This window comes from Acinetobacter sp. ANC_7503 (genome assembly GCF_056780035.1).
Window position 1 is genome coordinate 125,396 of sequence record NZ_JBWYJA010000009.1, and the last position, 20,120, is coordinate 145,515.

19 protein-coding genes are annotated in these 20,120 nt (G+C 42.1%); 3 read left to right on the top strand and 16 right to left on the bottom strand.

The genetic code is table 11. From position 1 onward, the window contains the following. The first annotated feature begins 10 nt into the window (after window positions 1-10). Entirely contained in the window at window positions 11-433 is a 423-nt protein-coding gene (locus tag AC1M9M_RS10955) for a hypothetical protein (protein WP_481591597.1), read from the top strand. A 100-nt stretch (window positions 434-533) separates the two neighbouring features. Here the strand turns inward: AC1M9M_RS10955 and AC1M9M_RS10960 are convergent, their stop codons facing one another. Further along, window positions 534-1,295 carry a ferredoxin--NADP reductase gene (locus AC1M9M_RS10960; protein WP_481596342.1) on the bottom strand — a complete coding sequence of 254 codons (762 nt, stop codon included), beginning with the start codon at window positions 1,293-1,295 and terminating at the stop codon, window positions 534-536. Between the two features lie 84 nt (window positions 1,296-1,379). Between AC1M9M_RS10960 and gigC the strand changes: the two genes are divergently transcribed. Beyond that, window positions 1,380-2,258, top strand: coding sequence for a LysR family transcriptional regulator GigC (gene gigC / locus AC1M9M_RS10965; protein WP_180028048.1), 879 nt, complete (start codon window positions 1,380-1,382; stop codon window positions 2,256-2,258). Window positions 2,259-2,286: 28 nt separating this feature from the next. On the opposite strand, the gene AC1M9M_RS10970 is transcribed toward gigC, so the two are convergent. From AC1M9M_RS10970 to ndhC, 15 genes are all read right to left on the bottom strand, one after another. Beyond that, complete coding sequence (locus AC1M9M_RS10970; RefSeq protein WP_481591595.1) at window positions 2,287-3,276, bottom strand: hypothetical protein; 990 nt, start codon at window positions 3,274-3,276, stop codon at window positions 2,287-2,289. Window positions 3,277-3,393: 117 nt separating this feature from the next. After that, window positions 3,394-4,029 (bottom strand): uracil phosphoribosyltransferase, encoded by a 636-nt coding sequence (upp, locus tag AC1M9M_RS10975; protein ID WP_035267277.1) that lies wholly within the window; start codon window positions 4,027-4,029, stop codon window positions 3,394-3,396. Between the two features lie 132 nt (window positions 4,030-4,161). After that, the gene (nuoN, locus tag AC1M9M_RS10980; RefSeq protein WP_481589068.1) at window positions 4,162-5,718 is read right to left on the bottom strand and encodes an NADH-quinone oxidoreductase subunit NuoN; all 1,557 of its coding nucleotides are present in this window, start codon (window positions 5,716-5,718) and stop codon (window positions 4,162-4,164) included. A gap of 3 nt (window positions 5,719-5,721) precedes the next feature. Continuing rightward, window positions 5,722-7,341 carry an NADH-quinone oxidoreductase subunit M gene (gene nuoM, locus AC1M9M_RS10985; RefSeq protein ID WP_092766950.1) on the bottom strand — a complete coding sequence of 540 codons (1,620 nt, stop codon included), beginning with the start codon at window positions 7,339-7,341 and terminating at the stop codon, window positions 5,722-5,724. A gap of 1 nt (window position 7,342) precedes the next feature. Next, window positions 7,343-9,238, bottom strand: coding sequence for an NADH-quinone oxidoreductase subunit L (gene nuoL, locus AC1M9M_RS10990; protein ID WP_092766949.1), 1,896 nt, complete (start codon window positions 9,236-9,238; stop codon window positions 7,343-7,345). After that, on the bottom strand, window positions 9,235-9,543 hold the full coding sequence (nuoK, locus tag AC1M9M_RS10995; protein ID WP_004695395.1) for an NADH-quinone oxidoreductase subunit NuoK: 309 nt from the start codon (window positions 9,541-9,543) through the stop codon (window positions 9,235-9,237). The genes nuoL and nuoK overlap by 4 nt, the downstream gene beginning before the upstream one ends. Beyond that, on the bottom strand, window positions 9,543-10,061 hold the full coding sequence (nuoJ, locus tag AC1M9M_RS11000) for an NADH-quinone oxidoreductase subunit J (protein WP_171076777.1): 519 nt from the start codon (window positions 10,059-10,061) through the stop codon (window positions 9,543-9,545). The genes nuoK and nuoJ overlap by 1 nt, the downstream gene beginning before the upstream one ends. Continuing rightward, window positions 10,061-10,603, bottom strand: coding sequence for an NADH-quinone oxidoreductase subunit NuoI (gene nuoI, locus AC1M9M_RS11005; RefSeq protein ID WP_035267267.1), 543 nt, complete (start codon window positions 10,601-10,603; stop codon window positions 10,061-10,063). Before nuoI ends, nuoJ begins: the two co-directional genes overlap by 1 nt. Before the next feature lie 18 nt (window positions 10,604-10,621). Next, a complete protein-coding gene (nuoH, locus tag AC1M9M_RS11010) occupies window positions 10,622-11,632 on the bottom strand; it encodes an NADH-quinone oxidoreductase subunit NuoH (protein ID WP_035267266.1) in 1,011 nt (336 codons plus the stop codon). Window positions 11,633-11,635: 3 nt separating this feature from the next. Next, the gene (nuoG, locus tag AC1M9M_RS11015) at window positions 11,636-14,314 is read right to left on the bottom strand and encodes an NADH-quinone oxidoreductase subunit NuoG (protein ID WP_035267264.1); all 2,679 of its coding nucleotides are present in this window, start codon (window positions 14,312-14,314) and stop codon (window positions 11,636-11,638) included. 11 nt (window positions 14,315-14,325) lie between these two features. Further along, window positions 14,326-15,657 carry an NADH-quinone oxidoreductase subunit NuoF gene (nuoF, locus tag AC1M9M_RS11020; protein ID WP_035267262.1) on the bottom strand — a complete coding sequence of 444 codons (1,332 nt, stop codon included), beginning with the start codon at window positions 15,655-15,657 and terminating at the stop codon, window positions 14,326-14,328. Then, window positions 15,654-16,163, bottom strand: coding sequence for an NADH-quinone oxidoreductase subunit NuoE (nuoE, locus tag AC1M9M_RS11025; RefSeq protein WP_035267260.1), 510 nt, complete (start codon window positions 16,161-16,163; stop codon window positions 15,654-15,656). Before nuoE ends, nuoF begins: the two co-directional genes overlap by 4 nt. Before the next feature lie 12 nt (window positions 16,164-16,175). Continuing rightward, window positions 16,176-17,963 (bottom strand): NADH-quinone oxidoreductase subunit C/D, encoded by a 1,788-nt coding sequence (gene nuoC, locus AC1M9M_RS11030; protein WP_035267259.1) that lies wholly within the window; start codon window positions 17,961-17,963, stop codon window positions 16,176-16,178. A gap of 88 nt (window positions 17,964-18,051) precedes the next feature. Further along, the gene (locus tag AC1M9M_RS11035) at window positions 18,052-18,732 is read right to left on the bottom strand and encodes a NuoB/complex I 20 kDa subunit family protein (protein ID WP_035267257.1); all 681 of its coding nucleotides are present in this window, start codon (window positions 18,730-18,732) and stop codon (window positions 18,052-18,054) included. Between the two features lie 6 nt (window positions 18,733-18,738). After that, window positions 18,739-19,287 (bottom strand): NADH-quinone oxidoreductase subunit A, encoded by a 549-nt coding sequence (ndhC, locus tag AC1M9M_RS11040; RefSeq protein ID WP_035267255.1) that lies wholly within the window; start codon window positions 19,285-19,287, stop codon window positions 18,739-18,741. Window positions 19,288-19,756: 469 nt separating this feature from the next. Between ndhC and AC1M9M_RS11045 the strand changes: the two genes are divergently transcribed. After that, complete coding sequence (locus AC1M9M_RS11045; protein WP_092766947.1) at window positions 19,757-20,113, top strand: hypothetical protein; 357 nt, start codon at window positions 19,757-19,759, stop codon at window positions 20,111-20,113. The last annotated feature ends 7 nt before the right edge of the window (window positions 20,114-20,120 follow it).

The following is a 20,120-nucleotide window of genomic DNA, read 5'->3' on the forward strand; positions in this document are numbered from 1 at the left end:
GTCGATCTGTATGACCTATCGCCGACAAAGTGTCTCTTTAGATTTAGACACAGATGTCACTCATGCCTGTTCTTTGCATCATACCCGTGATGGGCATTTGATTGGAATTATTGAGTTTACGAAACCAAGCTATGTGCTGAAGTGGGGTGACTTAGAGTATTTCCGCCGTCGCACTGAAGAGTTTTCGGTGATGCCCTTTCCTGAATGTGTCAACGGCATGATCATCGACATTCGTAACATCGCTTGCTTCTTAGATAATGAAGTACCCATTATTCCTTGGCGTTTACTCGAAGAAGAATGCCCAATTCGTTTAGTGGTTCCACACGATCGTTTGGAGCATTATGCAGGTTTATTTGAACCGACTTGGCTCACGAGTGATGTAGATACTGCGATTCAAGAGATTCGTGAATTTATGGATATGTTTGTCCATTAAGTATGTCGCATAGTATTCCTATGTAATTTAGAAAAAAAACCTCCGAGATGGAGGTTTTTTGCCATAATTCCCTCACCCAAAGAGAGAGGGTGATTAGGACTTACCAATAGTTCTCTACTGCAATATTTCCTTCACCACGGCGATTCATGGTCAGGCCACGGGCTTTCAGTGCCTCTTTTGTATCTTCAACCATTTGGGGATTCCCACACAGCATGATATGTGACGTTTGCGGATTAAAATCGAGACCAACGGTTTTCTCTAACGCTCTATTTTCGATCAATACTGGCAATCGATCATGCAATGGTGCATTTGGATCACGTGTAATAATTGGCACAAATTTAAATCCTGTATGACCTTCACCAAAGGTATCCGCGACTTCCTGAATTCGGTCTACGTAAGCCAATTCACTTGCTGTTCTCACACTGTAAACCAAATGAATATTTTTATATTTTTGCCATACTTCAAAGTCTTGCAACATAGAAATAAATGGTGCGAGCCCCGTGCCTGTCGCCAATAACCACAGGTCATTTGGCATAGGTAACTGGTAACGTGCTAACGTCAAAAATCCATAAGGAATCTTTTCCAAATAAAGTTCATCACCAACTTTGAGATGTTGTAAATTTGATGTAAAAGCACCATCTGGTACAACAATTGAAAAGAATTCTAAGGTTTCATCAAAAGGCGATGAAACGACAGAATACGCACGTACCACCAAATCATCGCCAACTTTCAAACCAATACGCGCGAACTGCCCTGCGGTAAATTTAAAATGTGCGGGACGCGTCATGGTAAAGCTAAATAAAGTGTTGGTCCAACGATGTACAGAAAGGACTTTTTCTACGCTAAATTTTTCAATTGACATAATTTCTACGTGGCATGACAGACTGCGCTCATGGTAGCATGACAATATAATTTATTAATATTTTTTCACATTAAGGCTTCATTCATGCGCATGACATTACGCCAACTGGCTGTTTTCGTAGCTGTCGCTCAAGAGGGTACGGTAACTAAAGCAAGTGATGCTGTACGACTCACACAAAGTGCTGCAAGTATGGCGTTAGCAGATCTTGAAGATGGTCTCGGTGCACCATTATTTGATCGCTTAGGAAAACGATTACAACTGAATGACTTGGGTCGTTTTTTACTTCCACAGGCGCTTGAAATTTTAGGTCGATGTGAATCATTTGAACAAGCGGCAAAAGGCGAGCTTCAAAGTATTGATCTCCGTATTGGGGCGACTTTGACCATTAGTGATTATTTGATGCCTGATTTAATGGCTGATTTTCTTCAATTACAACCACAAGCACATTTGCAACTTCAAGTGGGCAATACGCGTCAAATGATTGAAGCTGTTAATCAATTCCAACTTGATTTAGCCCTTATTGAAGGTTCATGTCACTTACCTCAATTACAATCGATCCACTGGCGTGATGATGAGCTTGCTGTGTGTTGCTCACCAGACCATCCTTTGGCGAAATTAGACCGCCCTCTGACCATTGAAGACTTTAAACAGGCTGAATGGATTTTACGTGAAGAAGGTTCAGGGACTCGTGAAGTCTTTGACAACGCAATCCTGCAAGACTTACCGAATGCCAATATTCGTTTAACTTTGGGTCATAATGAAGCTATTTTGAAAATTGTTGCTGGTGGTTTAGGCATGTCATGTATTTCAAAATTAGCCATTGAACCATTAAGAGAAAAAGAGCAACTGGTGATTTTAGAAACGCCGTTCTGGCAACTCACACGTCCTTTATTTATGTTAGTACACCGTCAAAAATATCAGGGACCTGGTTTAAAAGCCTTTATGAAATTCTGTGATGCTTAATAAAACAAGCTCCTCATTGGAGCTTTTTTTATTTCTCAGCTTCTTTCTTTTGTTCTTTGATAATGTGTTCTTGTTCTACCGCATAAATTTTTGCTTTTGCGTCTTGCTCTTCTCTGTATTGCTCATATTTTTGAAATCCCCAAACACCCAGATTAATGAACACTAAAATAGGGACAATACTTGCAAATATCCATGGATTAAATTGCTTGTTTGGATCTTTTATCTTCTTGGCTTTTTTCTTTGATTTTTTATCAGCTCCGAATTCATCAACACGCGAACTCGTAATGAATTTTTGCGCATTAAATTTTAATTGAAAATGCGTTTTAACATCAGGGAGTTCTTTACGTACAACTTTTGGTGGGCGCCCTTTTGCATGGGTTGGCTCGGGTAGATGATCATCTACGTTCTCTTCAGGCGCACTCTCATTCAAAGGTTGAACTTTCGTAAGTGGTACGACAGCTGACTCATCTAAGACTGGCACACGGCGACTTGGCTTTGATTCGAGCATTTCTTTAATTTGCTCTTCCTCAAGAGGTTCACCTAAGGAAATTTTAGATACTGGATCTGAAACTTGATCTGCATGATGTTCAGCACCAGAACCATCCAACACGATTGATTCTTTACTCAGTGTATTAAAATTTAGTTCAAAATCTTGGATTTGTGTTTGTGAGTCAAGCGTACTTTCCTGATCTGCAAGACGCTTTTCGATCAGCTCATCTAGCTCTTGTTCAAACTTCTTAGACTCACCTTCTAAATCTTCGTGCGCACGATAAAAAAGTTGATTCAAGGGTTGTTCGACGCGTGCATGTTTATTGTCTAACCGCACGATAAATTTTGCATGACGTTGGTCGTCTTTATCGACCACGATACATTTCACACGCTCACCAATTTGAGGCGCGATACTGGAATTTGCCATGTCATTCAATACGAAATGTACATCAAAATCATGATCATTGATTTTGATAATTCCTGCTTTCAATGCAGGGTCGTACGAATGTAAAACACCCCTGTAAAACATGTTATTTCCCCAGCATAAAAAAGATTGATTCTTAGTAATTAGTTTTTTAAATTTATCGTTGAATCAAAATCTTAATAAAAAAGGAGGCCTTAGCCTCCTCTATAATTTAATCAAATTTTAATCTTTTTGTACAGAACCAAAAATTTTATCGCCAGCATCCCCAAGACCCGGAACGATATAACCATTCTCGTTTAAACCGTTGTCTACAGCTGCGGTAAAAATGACAACATCAGGATGTGCTTCTTCCACACGTTTAATGCCTTCTGGTGCTGCAACCAAAACCATCACTCGGATATCTTTACAACCACTCGCTTTAAGGACATCAATAGCAGCAACCAATGATGATCCAGTCGCAAGCATTGGATCAATAATCATCGCTATACGGTTTTGTACGTCAGGTACCAATTTCTTATAGTATGTACGTGCTTCTAATGTTTCCTCATCACGCTCTAAACCAAGAACAGAAACTTTTGCACTTGGAATAAGATTTAAGAAACCATCAAGCATACCAATGCCAGCACGTAAAATTGGTACAACAGTAATTTTTTTACCTGCAATACGCTGTGTTGTCACCGGGCCATTCCAGCCATTAATTTCGTGATCTACAACAGGTAAATCTTTGGTTGCTTCGTAAGTCAGTAACATTGTGACTTCTTGCGCTAACTCACGGAAGTTCTTCGTGCTGATATCTGCACGGCGTAATAAACCTAATTTATGACGAATGAGCGGATGACGAATTTCTTGGATTGGCACGGGAGAACACCTGAAGCATAAATGTAAATTCTGTCTATTATAAATGTTTTTAATATAAGAAATAAGAAAAGCCCTCAATGAATGAGGGCTTTTTTTGTTAACAACAATAGTTTTTTTAGATTAATCGATCAACTATTGAAGAACGATATGTAATGGCGCGATCAATTGTGCTTGATTTGCCATCGCAATGACTGGATCTGGATATACACCGATTACAAGCACTGCAAGCGCAGCAAGCAATACCATAATACCACCCACTTTTTGACCCCAATGTTTATCAGCATCAATACGTGGAGTGTCTGGTGGCGTCATATACATGACGATCATGACACGTAGGTAATAGTATAGACCAATACCAGAACCCACAATGATCATCGCAGCGAAGAACCAATGTGCTTCAGACACAACTGTCATGATCAGCATGAATTTACCGATGAAGCCTGCAGTTAACGGAATACCTGCAAGAGATAGCATCATCACAGTCAGTGTTGCCGTCAATACTGGACGACGCCAGAATAGACCACGGTAGTCTGCAAGTGATTCTGCTTCGTCATTGTTGTTGTATGGGCTAGACATCAACGCTACAGCACCAAACGCACCAATCGTCGTTAATACATACGTTAATACATATAAACTTACTGACGTTAAGCTTAAGAAAGATGTCGTAACAACAGCAAGGAATAAGTAACCAAAATGCGCAATTGACGAGTATGCCAAAATACGTTTTAAGTTCACTTGTTTCACTGCAAGCATGTTACCAATCAAGATTGATAACACTGCAATGACGATCAAAATCGTTTTGATCGATTCGATACCAATTACACCTGAAGACAGTAAGTAACGTACGAATAAACCAATCATTGCAACTTTAGCTACAGTAGCAAGGAATGTTGCAATTGGTGCTGGAGCACCTGCATACACATCTGGCGTCCATTTATGGAATGGCGCTAAAGACAATTTAAATGCAACAGCTGCGATGATTAAACCAAGACCTAAGATTCCAAATACAGTGGTAAGTTTCTCACCAAATTGAGGAATATAAGATTGCAGCGCCATCATCAATTGAGGATCTTGAGACTTAGTTAACGCCCAGAACATATCATCCACTTGCCCCGCAAATGATAATGAACCTAGAACTGAGTAAACATAAGCCATACCCATCAACAACATTGCAGAAGCAGTTGCAGAAAGTACAAGATATTTAATACCCGCTTCGAGTGACTTACCGCGTTGGTAGGTATAAGCAATCAGACCGTACACTGGAATCGACATTAACTCTAAGCTAATGAAGAATGATGCAAAGTGTGAACTTGTTACCATTAACATTGCCCCTGAAACAGAGATCAACATTAATAGATAAAGTTCTTCACGATTATCTTTATAGGTTTCGATATATGCATGTGACAGTGTGCAACAAGCCAATGCAGCAATCAAAATAATCACTTGATAGAACAGACCAAAAGCATCAACCATAAATAGGTTCATGACATTTGGTGAGATCTGAGAACCTGTAAACAACGTGAATAGAATATTCAACAATGCAAGGTTAAGACCGATAACAGATACTGTCGCAATCAAATTATGATTACGTTTGATTGCAGTCAAAATCATTACGATGATTGCTGTTAAAGCAACAATCATCACAGGAGCTAATGGCATTAGCTCAGAAAATGATAGTGTGAAGTTCATGACTTATTGCATCTCCACATTTTCGAGTTGAGTTGTGGCTTGTTCAACCACTTCAACTACTTCTTGTACTGGAATGTAGCTATTCGCAATCCAAGCCAAACTTGATTCTGAAATATCAAGGAAGCTTTGTGGATACAAACCAAGCCATAACAGACCGAACGCACAAATTAACAAAATACCAAGCTCACGCGCATTAAGATCTTTTAATGGGTTCGCATAGTGTTGTTTTTGCTCTTCGTTTGGCACACCAAATAACGCTTTATGAATCAGGATTAAACCATATAGACCCGCAAATACTAAGCTGATCGCAGCAATAATCGTGAATGTAGGGAATTGAGCAAATGCACCCATCAAGATGAGGAACTCACCAATGAAGTTACCTAAACCAGGGATACCTACAAGCGCAGCAATAAAGAACATCAAGAAGAATGGTAAATACTGGAATTGACCACGAATACCACCCATCAAGCGTAAATCACGTGTGTGAAGACGCTCATACACTTGACCACACATAATGAATAATGCTGCTGACGATAAACCGTGAGCCAACATCATGACCATCAGACCTTGGAAGGTCAGGATGTTACCTGCGTAGATTGCAAGTAAAACAAAGCCCATGTGTGAAATCGACGTATATGCCAACAAACGTTTCATATCGGTTTGCTGGAAAGCACACCAAGCACCGTAGAAGATACCGATTAAACCGAAAATGATTGCTACATCAGCAAACTGCGCTGAAGCAACTGGGAAGAATGGAATGACGAAACGAAGTAAACCGTAAGCCGCTGTCTTAATTAAGATACCCGCAAGGTCTACAGAACCTGCTGTAGGTGCTTGTGCGTGCGCGTCTGGTAACCAACCATGCAATGGGAAAACAGGAAGTTTGACTGCAAAACCAATAAACAAACAAATCATAAATGCAAAGGCAATTGATGACGTTTGTGGGTTAGCATCCAATGTATTCGCAACAGCGAGTAAATGGTTATAACTGAAGCTGATTGTATCTGTCATCATGAAACCGTAGATCACAAGACCTAAGATACCAATCAACATGATCAGACCAGCCACCTGCGTGTAAATAAAGAATTTAGTCGCAGCGTAAACACGAGATTTACCAGAAGCACCTTTGTGGCCCCAGAGTGCAATCAAGAAGTAGATTGGAACGAGCATCATCTCCCAGAAGAAGAAGAACAAGAACAAATCAACAGCCAAGAATACACCGATCACGCCACCTAAAGACCATAAAAGGTTTAAGTGGAAGAAACCAACGTTCTTCTGAATTTCACCCCAAGAACAGCCAACCGCCAATACACCTAGTAAAGCAGTTAAACCGACCATTAGAAGTGAAAGACCATCCACCGCTAAGTGGATGTTAATGCCAAGGGTTTGAATCCAAGGTACATAGAACTCTGCAGACCAAGTCGGTACAGTTTCACCAATTTGGTAGCTGTAGGTACCTGATTGCCATAAAGCAACGGTCATGCCCAAAGTAATGAGCATACCCACAAGTGCGATATAACGTGGTAGGTGTTGATCTAATTTATCAACGACCCAACAAATAAAACCAGCAATGAACGGAATGAGGATCAGCGCGGGTAAATACCAGTTATTGATGTTTTCCATCTTATTTCCCCACGATCTGAGTCACGATCAGAATCATGATAATCACCACGATACCGAACGCCATGCTCGATGCGTACTCACGCAAAGAACCTGTTTGACGTGAACTAGTGAAGCTATGACCACCTTTAACAATCGCTGGCAATACAAGCCATACGCCATCAATCGGGTCACGACCAATCATTTTTGCAATAAATAAGTAAGGTTTTACAAACACGAGGTCATATAACGCATCGAAACCAAGCGCATTACGACAGATATTTGCAAGTCCAGCACCCAATGAAGTGCGAGCAAAACCTTGAACTGCTTTATAAGCAAAAGCAAATAAGACAACACCAACCGCTAAACCAGCAAGTGCGATTGCAATAGCGACATATTCTGCACCATGCGCACCAGCTTCTAGCGCTTCAGGAATAACAAATGCAGGGATTTGTGCTGCATCAAGAATACTCATGACTGGCGCTTTAAGTACGATTGCCAAACCTGTAGAAAGGACAGCAAGAATCGCTAAAGGAGCCCAGTAAGTTGCACCTTTGATTTCGTGATATGGCGTTTTCTCTTCGCCAAAGAACACAATCCAAATTAAACGGAACGTGTAGATTGACGTTAAGAATGCACCAGCAACACCGACCCAATACAATGTATTGAATACAGGTAAGCCTGCGATATGACTTTGTGTCCACACAGCCGCCAAGATTGCATCTTTTGAGAAGAAACCAATCGTTAAGAATGGAATCGCTGCTAAGGCACCGCCACCGATCGCGAAACAAGCAAATAAGAATTTATTACGCTTGAACAAACCACCCATTTTGAAAATGTTTTGTTCGTGATGGTATGCAAGAATCACCGCACCTGATGACAAGAACAACAACGCTTTGAAGAATGCGTGAGTGAGCATGTGGAACAAGCCTGCTTGGTATGCTTCAGCACCTACAGCCATAAACATATAACCGAGCTGACTCATTGTAGAGTAAGCAAGAATACGTTTGATGTCTGTTTGAACCAGTGCAGCAAAACCTGCAACTAATAATGTTACCGCACCTGTGATTGAGATAAACACCATGACTTCTGGTGCCATTTCAAATACAGAGAACATACGGCAGCATAGGTAAACACCTGCTGTTACCATTGTTGCAGCATGGATTAATGCAGATACTGGTGTAGGACCCGCCATCGCGTCTGCTAACCATGTTTGTAATGGGATCTGCGCAGATTTACCTGCAGCACCCAAGAACAACATTAATGCAGTCCAAATGGTTAACGATGAGCTTTGTGTCATTACCACAGGCGCAGCAGCAACGATTTCAGCAATATTCAATGTTCCAAATTGTTGGAAAATTAAGAATAATGCGATGAGTAAGAAAACGTCACCAATACGTGTCACGGTGAATGCTTTAATTGCAGCAGCACCATTTGCTGGATTTTGGTAGTAATAACCAATCAGCAAGTATGAGCACAGACCAACACCTTCCCAACCTAAGAATAACAACGCAAGGTTGTCACCCAACACAAGCAATAACATGCTTGCTACGAATAAGTTGAAGTAAGAGAAGAAACGTGCAAAGTCTTCTTCACCACGCATATACCATGATGCAAAGATATGAATTAAGAAACCCACACCCGTAATCATGCCAAGCATAAGTAAAGATAAACCATCTAAGTGCAAGCTAATACCTGGCTCAAAACCACCCACACTGAACCAAGTCCAAAGGTGAGTCACTTGAGATGTTTCACCGCTGTTGATGAAATTCATACCAGCCAATAATGCACATAGTGCTGAAAGACCAACTGAACCCACACCAATAATGGCAGCTACAATTTCAGGAAGCTTATTACGCCCTGCCGCTAAAAGGATAAAACCAATGAGCGGAAATAATATGGTTAATGCTAATAAACTCATCCGCGCATCTCACTAGCAGCATCTACATCCAAATGATGGAAGCGATGATAGAACTGAAGGACGATCGCAAGCCCGATACACGCTTCTGCCGCAGCAAGCGTTAAGATCAAGATAAACATGATCTGACCATCTGGTTGCACCCATGCACTACCAGCAAGGACAAATGCAAGCGCAGCTGCATTCATCATGATCTCAAGGCTCATTAACATAAATAGAAGGTTGCGTCGCACCATTACACCGTAGAAACCGAGTGCAAAAAGAATGGTTGCAACAATCAAACCATGCTCTAAAGGGATATTACCCATTATTCTTTTTCCTCTTCTGCACTTGGTTCACGTTTGCCTAAGTGGAATGCAGCAACTAACGCAGCAAGCAATAACATTGCGGCAACTTCAACCAATAATAAATATTGTGTAAAGAGTGCTTGACCAACTTCTTTAGGGCCTACAACTTCTGTACCCATTAAAGGACCAGAAATGCTGTGCTCTGAAGTCATTGTCCAAACTAAAACTAGACCCATTAAAAAGCTCATCAATGCAGGGTAAGCCCAAGCATCAGATGTTAACCATTTACGTTCTTGTTCAACAGTTTGAGAACCAAGGTTCAACATCATCACAACGAAGACGAAAAGAACCATAATGGCACCAGCGTAAACAATAATCTCAAGTGCACCTGCAAATGGTGCACCAACTATCATGAACATACCAGCAACTGCAAGTAACGAAACGATTAAGCTTAAAAGTGCGTGTACTGGATTCGCATTAGTCACAACACGAACCGTAGAAACGATGGCCACAAGTGCCATCAAATAAAATGGCCACATCATGGTAATAAGCTCCGTACATCGACAGGTGCGCTTTCACGCTGAGCCTGACCTTTGTCTTTACCAGCTACAGCCATACCAGTTACACGGTAGAAGTTATAGTCTGGATATTTACCAGGACCAGAAATGAGCAAGTTTTCTTTCTCATAAACTAAGTCTTGACGAACGTATTCACTGAGTTCGAAATCAGGTGTCATCTGAATAGCAGTTGTAGGACATGCTTCTTCACACATACCGCAGAAAATACAACGAGAGAAGTTGATACGGAAAAATTCCGGATACCAACGACCATCTTCTTTTTCAGCTTTCTGTAATGAAATACAGCCAACAGGGCAAGCTACAGCACACAAGTTACAAGCTACACAACGCTCTTCACCATCTGGGTCACGTGTCAATACGATACGGCCACGGAATCGTGGTGGAACGATTTCTTCAGCTTTAACTTCAGGGTATAAAATAGTGTCACGTTTACGTGTTGCGTGGCTAAATACCATCCACAACGAACGTACAATTGACCCAAACCCAGCTAGAATTTTATACATAATGTTCTCCCTGCTGTCCTAGGCCTGATTCATCAAAATCACAGCACCAGTCACCAACAAGTTGACCAACGCTAAAGGCAAACAAATCTTCCAACCAAAGTTCATCACTTGGTCATAACGTGGACGCATTAATGAACCACGTGCCAAGACAAACATCATCACAAAGAATGCTGTTTTAATCATGAACCAGAATGCTGGAGGTAGGAAATCTAGACCAAATGGTGCTAACCAACCACCGAAGAATAAGGTTACGATCAAAGCTGAGATCAGGACAACATTGACGTATTCCGCAACGAAGAACATCCCCCATTTCATACCACCATATTCGACATGGTAACCTTCCGCCAATTCTTGTTCCGCTTCTGGTTGGTCAAATGGGTGACGATGCGTTACCGCAACACCTGCAACCACGAAGATGAGGAAACCTAAGAATTGTGGAATGACAAACCATACATCTTTTTGAGCTTCTACGATTTCACGCATGTTGAATGAGCCTGCAATTGCAACCACACCCATCAAGGAAATACCTAAGAAGACCTCATAAGAAATCGTTTGCGCTGCTGAACGAAGACCACCGAGTAATGCATATTTATTGTTTGATGACCAACCACCAAATAAAACTGCATACACTGCAATACCCGCCATTGCCATAAAGAACAATAGACCGATACTCATGTCTGCAACACCTAAATAAGGTGATACAGGGATAACCATGAACGATAACACCGCAGTTGCCATTGCAACTGCTGGAGCTAAACGGAAAGTCAATTTATCTGCAAACTTTGGTGTCCAGTCTTCTTTGAACATGATTTTCAGCATGTCGGCAACAATCTGGAACATCCCCCCAGGACCTACACGGTTTGGACCGTAACGGTCTTGCCATAAGCCAAGTAAACGACGCTCAATGAAAGACATCAACGCAGCAATCAAAACTACAACGAGCAAGATCACAATCGCTTGAACTACAGAGTAGGCAATTGGCCAGTTCTCAGCCCAAAGCGGCGTTTGACGGATTAATTCTTGTTCCATGAATTATGCTCCTACCGCGACTGATACAGGCTCAGCTAACGATACCGTTGGCGCGAGACCAATTGGGTAACCAATATAACCTGTAGGTAAATATTCAATGACTTGAACAGGAAGAACGATCGAAGCCTCACCTGCTTTCACAGTAATGTTTTGGCCATCTTTCACATTCAAGCGCGCTGCATCTTGCTCACCCACTGCAAATACCGCTTCTGGAATACGAGACTCCATTGCAGGTGTTTTCACTGTGAATTCACCAGATCCAAAAATATGATGCATTGGAACAAGGCGGAAACTCTCAGCATTTACAAGAACTGGTGCTGGTGCAACGTATGTGCGTGCTGGTAATTTCGCAAGGCGATCAAATAAACGAATACCTGAATCACCACCTTTTAAAGAACCGCCCACTGATTCTTGGAACTTATTCCAAGCTTGTGGTGAGTTCCAACCTGCTGACCATGCAAATGGAACTAACGCTGACGGCGTTTGGTTCCCGACATAACCTTCCATAGAGAATGTTAATGCAGAGTCTTGATCAGTTGGTTGTTTAGGCTCATGGACAGATAACGGCGCACGAAGTGAAGTACGACCAGAGTAACGACGTGGTTCACGTGCCACTTTAAGACCATGGACACGGAATCCTGCATCTGGTGCTACATCTTGAATCGCTTCAAGCGCAGGTACATTCTTGGCAACTGATTCGATGACATCATCAAGCACAGTCCAAGAAATTGCTTTGCCTTTCACGCCAGTTTCAATGGCATGTAACCAACGCCAAGATTCTTTGATCGCAAGTTCTGGTTTGTAGTAACTTGGGTCATATACTTGATAGAAACGTTGTGCACGGCCTTCTTGAGATACCACAGTACCGTCACCTTCAGCAAAGCTCGCTGCAGAAAGAACGATATTCGCTCTTTTCACCGTTTCAGTTTCTGAATGGTCAAGCACGATCACGTCTTTACCAGACAAAGCAGCATCTACTTGCACTGCAGGTAAACGACGATAAAGGTCGTTTTCTACAATCACGACAGTGTCATAGTCTTGTGCAAATGCTTGCTCAAGGCTGTTACCGCCAAAGATTGCTAAGCCCATTGAGTTCACTTCAGGAACAGTCAAAGTTAGACCCGCATTACCCAGATTCTGTGCAACTTGTGCAGCAGCTTCCATAATTGCAGCTTCTTGCAAGCTTGTACCAGAGATAATCAATGGTTTTTTTGCAGCTTTTAAAGTGTCAGCAATGGTTTGAGCAAATGCTTTTGCATCTTCTTCTAAACCGGTAATACTTTCACCTTTCACCGCCGCAGCAACAGCAAAACCTAAACGTGCGATATCATTTGGAGAAGCAACGACTTCACCAGTAGCTACGTCAGATAAACGTGTTTGAGTCGCAGCCAAGATATAAATTGGTGATTTTTCGTCTTGAGCAATACGTTGTACTGGCTCAGCCAACCATTCTTGTGTACGGCGTTCTGCAGCCATTTCTTTGGCTTTGTTCTTCGCAGCTTGACGTACTGACAATGCCATACGTGGTGCAGTTTGTGTTAAATCTTCACCGAGAATTAAGACAGCATCGTAGCTTTCAATTTCACGCATACCTGGGTTATATACACCCTCGGTTTGCATGATTGATGCAGCAAGTTCAACCAAGTTTTGCTCTTTTTGAGACATACCTGTTGAATAGTTTGCTTGTCCAACCAATTCACGAAGCGCAAAGTTAGACTCAAGAGATGCACGTGGAGAACCAATACCCAATACTTTTTTGCCTTGGATTTTCTCAATCACGGTGTCTAACGCTGTATCAACTGAAACAGTCTCTACATTGCTACCTGAACGGAATTGCGGTTGACGTGGACGGTCTTCACGGTTCACATAACCCGTACCGAAACGGCCTTTATCGCACAGGAAGTATTGGTTGACTTCACCGTTAAAACGGTTTTCTACACGGCGTAATTCACCATAACGCTCACCCGGAGAGATGTTACAACCTGAAGAACAGCCTTGGCAGACGCTTGGCGCATACTGCATGTCCCATTTACGGTTATAACGTGCAGAGTGTGTTTTGTCTGTGAATACGCCCGTCGGACATACTTCAGTTAAGTTACCCGAGAACTCAGACTCTAAAGTACCTGATTCTGGACGACCAAAATAAACACGTGAAGCGTTTGCATACACACCGAAGTCTGTACCACCTGCGTAGTCTTTATAGTAACGAACACAACGGTAACATGCGATACAACGGTTCATCTCGTGTGCAATGAACGAACCAAGTTCTTGGTTGTAATGCGTACGTTTCGTGAAACGGTAACGACGACGGTCATGTTGTGTCATCACAGTCATATCTTGGAGGTGACAGTGACCACCTTCCTCACAGACTGGACAGTCATGTGGGTGGTTCGTCATCAAGAATTCAACAATAGACGCACGGAAATCTTTTGCTTCTTTGTCTTCAATCGAGATGTAGGTATTGTCAGCTGCAGGTGTCATACATGACATAACTAAACGACCGCGAGTATCTTCTGGATTCGCGTATTGAGTTACAGCACATTGACGGCAAGAACCGACAGAACCTAAGGATGGATGCCAACAAAAGTACGGGATATCAATACCCAAAGACAAGCATGCTTGTAGCAAGTTCTCTGAGCCATTGACTTCATACGATTTGCCATCGACATGAATTGTAGCCATAGTCGAATTCCTTAAGCTTGTTCTACGTTGCTAACTTGAGCAGCGGCATTCACCACTTTTGCTTCAAATTCGCCACGGAAATATTTGAGTGCACCCATGAGTGGTTCCATAGCACCAGGAGCGTGAGCACAGAAAGTCTTACCAATCCAAAGCTTACGTGTAAGCTCTTGCAAATGATCGATGTCTTCTTTCTTGCCTGTACCATCTTCAAGTGCTTTAAGCGCTTTCACTGCCCAAGGTAAACCATCACGACATGGTGTACAGAAACCACATGATTCACGCGCAAAGAATTCTTCTAAGTTACGTGTTGCTGAAACCATACATTGAGTTTCATCAACCACCATGAGCAAACACGTACCTAAACGCGAACCTGCTTTCATGATGCTTTCCGCATCCATTGGAAGATCGATGTGTTCAGCTGCCAAAAAGTCAGTTGATGCACCACCTGGTAACCATGCTTTAAGCTTTAAGCCATCTCGCATACCACCCGCATGTTCTTCAATCACTTCACGTGCAGTTGTACCGAATGGAAGCTCCCAAAGACCAGGGAATTTCACTTTACCTGATGCACCATAAATTTTAGTGCCTGGATCTTTCGACTTACCTGCAGATAAATTGATATACCACTCAGGACCACGCAGCATAATTGCAGGTAAGTTATTGTAGGTCTCTACGTTGTTAACAATCGTAGGACGACCCCAAGCACCTGCAACTTGTGGGAATGGTGGTTTTGTACGTGGATTTGCACGGCGACCTTCAAGCGAGTTGATCAATGCAGTTTCTTCACCACAGATATAACGACCCGCACCAGTGTGCACATGTAGTTCAAAGTTCCAGCCAGAACCAAGGATGTTTTCACCCAAGTAACCTTTGGCACGAATTTGCTCTAAAGCTTGGTTCAAATATTTCGCAGCTTCGATGTATTCACCACGGATAAAAATATAACCATGGGTTGCTTCAAGTGTATAACCTGCAATTAACATCCCTTCGATCAATTGATGAGGAAGTTTTTCCATCAACAAACGGTCTTTGAATGTACCTGGTTCCATCTCATCGGCATTACAAATCAAGTAACGAGGACCTGAATTGTCATTTGGCGCCATGAGTGACCATTTAATCCCTGCAGGGAAACCAGCACCACCACGACCTTTCACAGTCGCTGCTTTAATGATTTCCAATACATCTTTAGGCGGCATTGTGAGTGCTTTTTTAAAGCCTTCATACCCTTCAAGAGACTCATAGTCTTCTACACTATGAACAAATTCTTGCTTGCTCAAACGCCATGTTAATGGGTGAGTTTCTGGGTTACCGTCGCCATAAATCGGTTTTGGTTCAGTATTCATACATACTTCTCCAATAACTGTTTCACTGAAGAAACTTCTACTAGACCGTGAGTATCTTCATTAATCATCAAGGTTGGACCCTTATCACAGTTTCCTAAACAGCAAATCGGGAGCAAAGTAAAACGACCATCAGCTGTCGTTTGACCAAATGAAATCCCGAGTTCGCGTTGGAATGCTTCTGCTAAAGTTTCCGCACCCATCAAGAAGCAAGCAATAGAATCACAAAGCAAAATTACGTTGCGACCTACTGGCTGGCGGTAAATACGGTTATAGAATGTTGCCACACCTTCCAAATCAGCAAGGCTCATTGACAACATCTGCGCAATCGCATTCATTTGCGCATCATCCACCCAACCATTACGACGTTGAACACATTTAAGTGCATCTAAACATGCCGCACGTGGGTATGGGTAATGACCAATGTGATGCTCGATTTCGTGGATTTCTTCCGCAGTTAAAATCCCTTCGACATTCACACGTGGCTTTTTATCAGTCAAAATCATCATAATGCGTACCCCTTAGCGATCCACGTCAGCCATTACGACATCAATCGTCGCTAAATAAATGATTAAGTCAGATACAAGACTGCCGTTAATTACAGAAGGAATTTGCTGTAAGTGCGTGAAGGTTGGTGTACGAATACGGGTACGGTAACTCATCGTTGACTTGTCTGAAGTCAAGTAGTAGTTCGATGCACCTTTTACCACTTCCGCCATAACAGATGCTTCACCTGCTGGCATGACAGGACCCCATGACACGCTTAAGAAGTGCGTAATCAAAGTTTCAATGTCTTGTAGTGTCTTATCTTTCGGTGGTGGAACAGCCAATGGGTGATCCGCTTTATAAGGACCAGATGGCATGTTATCCAAGCACTGCTTGATGATTTTTAAAGATTGTTCGATTTCACGGTAGTGAACGATCACACGTGCATATGCATCGCCTTCGTATTCTACAGGCACTTCGAAGTCGTAATTTTCATAACCGCTATATGGACGATATTTACGTACGTCAAAATCAATACCTGTTGCACGTAAACCTGTACCTGTTACACCCCATGCCAATGCAGATTTTGCATCGTATTGCGCAACATTACGGGTACGACCTTCAAATACCGAGTTTTTAAGTGCTGCAGTATGATATTCCTTCAAACGTTTAGGCATCCAATCCAAAATTTCACGGATCAAATGTTGCCAGTTGTTTGGAAGATCGTGTGCAGTACCACCGATACGGAACCATGCTGGGTGCATACGGTAACCCGTGATTGCTTCAATCGCGTCATAGATCTTTTGACGATCGGCGAACATATAGAATACTGGGGTCATACCGCCGGCATCCTGAATCGCTGTACCGATATAAAGCAAGTGGTTATTAATACGGAACAGTTCCGACATCATGACACGAATACATTGCGCACGTTCTGGCACAGTGATCCCTGCCATCTGCTCCACACCCATCACATAAGGCATGTTTTGCGCACAACCACCTAAGTAGTCAACACGGTCAGTATACGGAATGAATGAATGCCAAGTTTGACGTTCAGCCATCTTTTCCACACCACGGTGGTGATAACCGATATCAGGCACACAGTCTTTCACTTCTTCGCCATCTAACTGCAAGATCACACGGAATGCACCATGCGCAGATGGATGGTTAGGACCCAAGTTCAAGAACATGAAGTCTTCATCAGCATTACCGCGTTTTAGACCCCAATCTTCAGGTACAAAACGTAAATGCTCTTGTTCGAAATCTTGTTTCGCTTGGTTCTGACGATAAGGTGTGTATTCAGTCGCACGTGCAGAATATTCTTTACGCAACGGATGACCTTCCCAATACGTTGGCAATAAAATACGACGGAGCATTGGATGCCCTTCGAAGTTAATGCCGAACATATCGTAAGCTTCACGTTCGTACCAGTTGGCATTTGGCCAAATGTTGGTTGCTGTTGGAATATTGAGATCAGACTCATTCAACGCAACTTTAATACGAATATCCGTATTACGCTCTAGTGACAACAAGTGATAGAACACAGTGAAGTCAGACGCAGGTAACCCATCGCGGTGAGTACGTAAACGCTCATCTACCGCTGACAAGTCAAACAACATCACGTAAGGACGTGACACTGTACGCAAGAACATTAATACGTCTTGTACACGTGAGCGCTCAACCCAGACTGTTGGAAAGTCTTCAAAAGTCGTTTGCACGTAGAAATTCTCACCAAACTTGGTTTTGAGCTCTTCTACAATTGCAAATGCTGGGCGTGAATCAACTGGAGTTGATTCTGGCATAGCAATGTCAGTTTCAGCCATTGGCTTGGCTTCCTATTTAATACAAATTCATTCAACCAAAACGACAATTACACCCAAGCGGGTGCATCAATATTATTTGCCGTTAAGATTATTTAATTTCATCCATAGAGCGTAAGTGTTTTACTGCAATACGTTCAGCATTCTTACGGTCACGTTCAGGCTGCATCTTTGGCTTATAAACTGGCTTAAGATCATCACCGATCACCGCAGAAAGCGGACGACGCTCTAATTGAATTTGGTCTTGCAATAACATCAACGCTTGGATTAATGCTTCAGGACGCGGTGGGCAACCTGGAATATACACATCCACTGGAATGATTTTATCGACACCTTGTACAACCGAGTAAATGTCATACATACCGCCAGAGTTTGCGCATGCACCCATTGAGATCACCCATTTAGGTTCTAACATTTGCTCATAAAGGCGTTGAATTACAGGTGCCATCTTGACGAAGCATGTACCCGCAACAATCATCAAGTCCGCTTGACGTGGTGAAGCACGAATTACTTCGGCACCAAAACGTGACAAGTCATGCACGCCTGTTAAAGTCGTTGCATACTCTACGTAGCAGCAAGATGTACCAAAGTTGAACGGCCAAACTGAGTTTTTACGACCCCAGTTTACTGCTGTATGCGCCAAATCCTCTAAACGAGTCATGAACACATTCTTATTCACTTCTTCTTGTAGAAGCGGATCCTCTACAACGATACGCTCTTGAAGTGGATACTGATCAGCATCCGGATTCGCACGGGTTAATGTATATTTCATCCCGTATTACTCCTTATCAGATGATGTAGTCGTTGGCGAAGCTTTTACACGACCAGATGATTGCGCTGGAATTTGACCTGTAGGGTCAACCACCAACTCCTCAATTGAGTTGAAGCGAGTAATTTCTGCGAGATCCATATTTGGCGAACCAATTTTAGGTTTAATCCCTGCTGCTTTACGCTTATCAGATGGCGCCCAATTTAATGCACCAGTAGACAACTCATAAATCAAGCCAACGAGTAAAACTAAAATAAATACAGCTGCTGCTGCAAAACCGATCCAACCCACTTCACGAACTGACGCAGCCCATGCATAGAGATAGAGCGCTTCTAAGTCAAACACAACGAAGAAGATTGCAACCAAATAGAATTTTGCAGATAGACGAATTCGTGCTCCACCAGCACTAACTACGCCTGACTCGAACTGCTCTTGCTTAGCACGTCCCCACGATTTACCCCCTAGGAGTAGCGGGACAGTGAGCATAAAGACGCATAAAAATGTAACGCCGATCACGAAGGCAATTATTGCCCAATCGTATGGAGTAATGGCACTCATGCGGGGATAACTCCTGGCAGGCCTATTTATTAACAAAGAATGTATGTATTGGCCTTCAAATACACCAAACACAAAATTAATCCCGCCAATTGTACCTGATTTATGATTTCTGTTGCTAGCCAATCCCTCTAAGTCTTTAGGATGAATTTTGCCCTTTTTCCAGATTTCATGGTGATTAAAGTCAATAAAACCTTATTTAATCGTAGAAAGTTATCAAGGTGATATAACTGATTATTTTTTCCGAATAATCATTCAAAAAATTCAAGAGGCGTCAATCCACACACTATCACTTTTTTAGTTTTACCATTCGTGTTAGGTCAGCTTTTTTTGCACCAATATGGCTCAATTATTTTTGATTTATTCTATTTTAAAAGTTTTAAATTTTAATTGCTTACAATGTTTTAATTAACTTTATACAAATCGTGCTGATTTTCGTTATATGCTCAATTAAATAATAAGGAGAAGATCTATGAGTCTAGAATTCACACACAAACCTAACTATTTTTTATTTGCTCAGTTGATCGTCCATCATTTAGACAGCTATATCAAAAAACATCCTGATGCAACGAATGCTATTTTTGATTTACGCGATATTTATCAAATTTTCCGCCAAGACCTCGCCTCTACAACCACTAATCTTGATGCTATTCTCAACATCGCAGATGAATATACAGTTGAGACCATTCACGGGGATCAAAAACTGATTAGCAATTATCATATTGATGCAACCAATAACAGTTTACTGATCGATTTCAATGCCGATGCCTTAAATGCACTCAAACAAGGAAAACGCATCATTGAACCGAATGCCAATAATTACCAATAAAAAGCAA

Excerpts from the sequence above, each read along its gene's own strand:
- AC1M9M_RS10955 (WP_481591597.1), top strand. The coding sequence starts at position 11 with ATGACCTATCGCCGACAAAGTGTCTCTTTAGATTTAGACACAGATGTC.
- AC1M9M_RS10960 (WP_481596342.1), bottom strand. The coding sequence starts at position 1,295 with ATGTCAATTGAAAAATTTAGCGTAGAAAAAGTCCTTTCTGTACATCGT.
- gigC (WP_180028048.1), top strand. The coding sequence starts at position 1,380 with ATGCGCATGACATTACGCCAACTGGCTGTTTTCGTAGCTGTCGCTCAA.
- AC1M9M_RS10970 (WP_481591595.1), bottom strand. The coding sequence starts at position 3,276 with ATGTTTTACAGGGGTGTTTTACATTCGTACGACCCTGCATTGAAAGCA.
- nuoN (WP_481589068.1), bottom strand. The coding sequence starts at position 5,718 with ATGAACTTCACACTATCATTTTCTGAGCTAATGCCATTAGCTCCTGTG.
- nuoM (WP_092766950.1), bottom strand. The coding sequence starts at position 7,341 with ATGGAAAACATCAATAACTGGTATTTACCCGCGCTGATCCTCATTCCG.
- nuoL (WP_092766949.1), bottom strand. The coding sequence starts at position 9,238 with ATGAGTTTATTAGCATTAACCATATTATTTCCGCTCATTGGTTTTATC.
- nuoK (WP_004695395.1), bottom strand. The coding sequence starts at position 9,543 with ATGGGTAATATCCCTTTAGAGCATGGTTTGATTGTTGCAACCATTCTT.
- nuoJ (WP_171076777.1), bottom strand. The coding sequence starts at position 10,061 with ATGTGGCCATTTTATTTGATGGCACTTGTGGCCATCGTTTCTACGGTT.
- nuoI (WP_035267267.1), bottom strand. The coding sequence starts at position 10,603 with ATGTATAAAATTCTAGCTGGGTTTGGGTCAATTGTACGTTCGTTGTGG.
- nuoH (WP_035267266.1), bottom strand. The coding sequence starts at position 11,632 with ATGGAACAAGAATTAATCCGTCAAACGCCGCTTTGGGCTGAGAACTGG.
- nuoG (WP_035267264.1), bottom strand. The coding sequence starts at position 14,314 with ATGGCTACAATTCATGTCGATGGCAAATCGTATGAAGTCAATGGCTCA.
- nuoF (WP_035267262.1), bottom strand. The coding sequence starts at position 15,657 with ATGAATACTGAACCAAAACCGATTTATGGCGACGGTAACCCAGAAACT.
- nuoE (WP_035267260.1), bottom strand. The coding sequence starts at position 16,163 with ATGATGATTTTGACTGATAAAAAGCCACGTGTGAATGTCGAAGGGATT.
- nuoC (WP_035267259.1), bottom strand. The coding sequence starts at position 17,963 with ATGGCTGAAACTGACATTGCTATGCCAGAATCAACTCCAGTTGATTCA.
- AC1M9M_RS11035 (WP_035267257.1), bottom strand. The coding sequence starts at position 18,732 with ATGAAATATACATTAACCCGTGCGAATCCGGATGCTGATCAGTATCCA.
- ndhC (WP_035267255.1), bottom strand. The coding sequence starts at position 19,287 with ATGAGTGCCATTACTCCATACGATTGGGCAATAATTGCCTTCGTGATC.
- AC1M9M_RS11045 (WP_092766947.1), top strand. The coding sequence starts at position 19,757 with ATGAGTCTAGAATTCACACACAAACCTAACTATTTTTTATTTGCTCAG.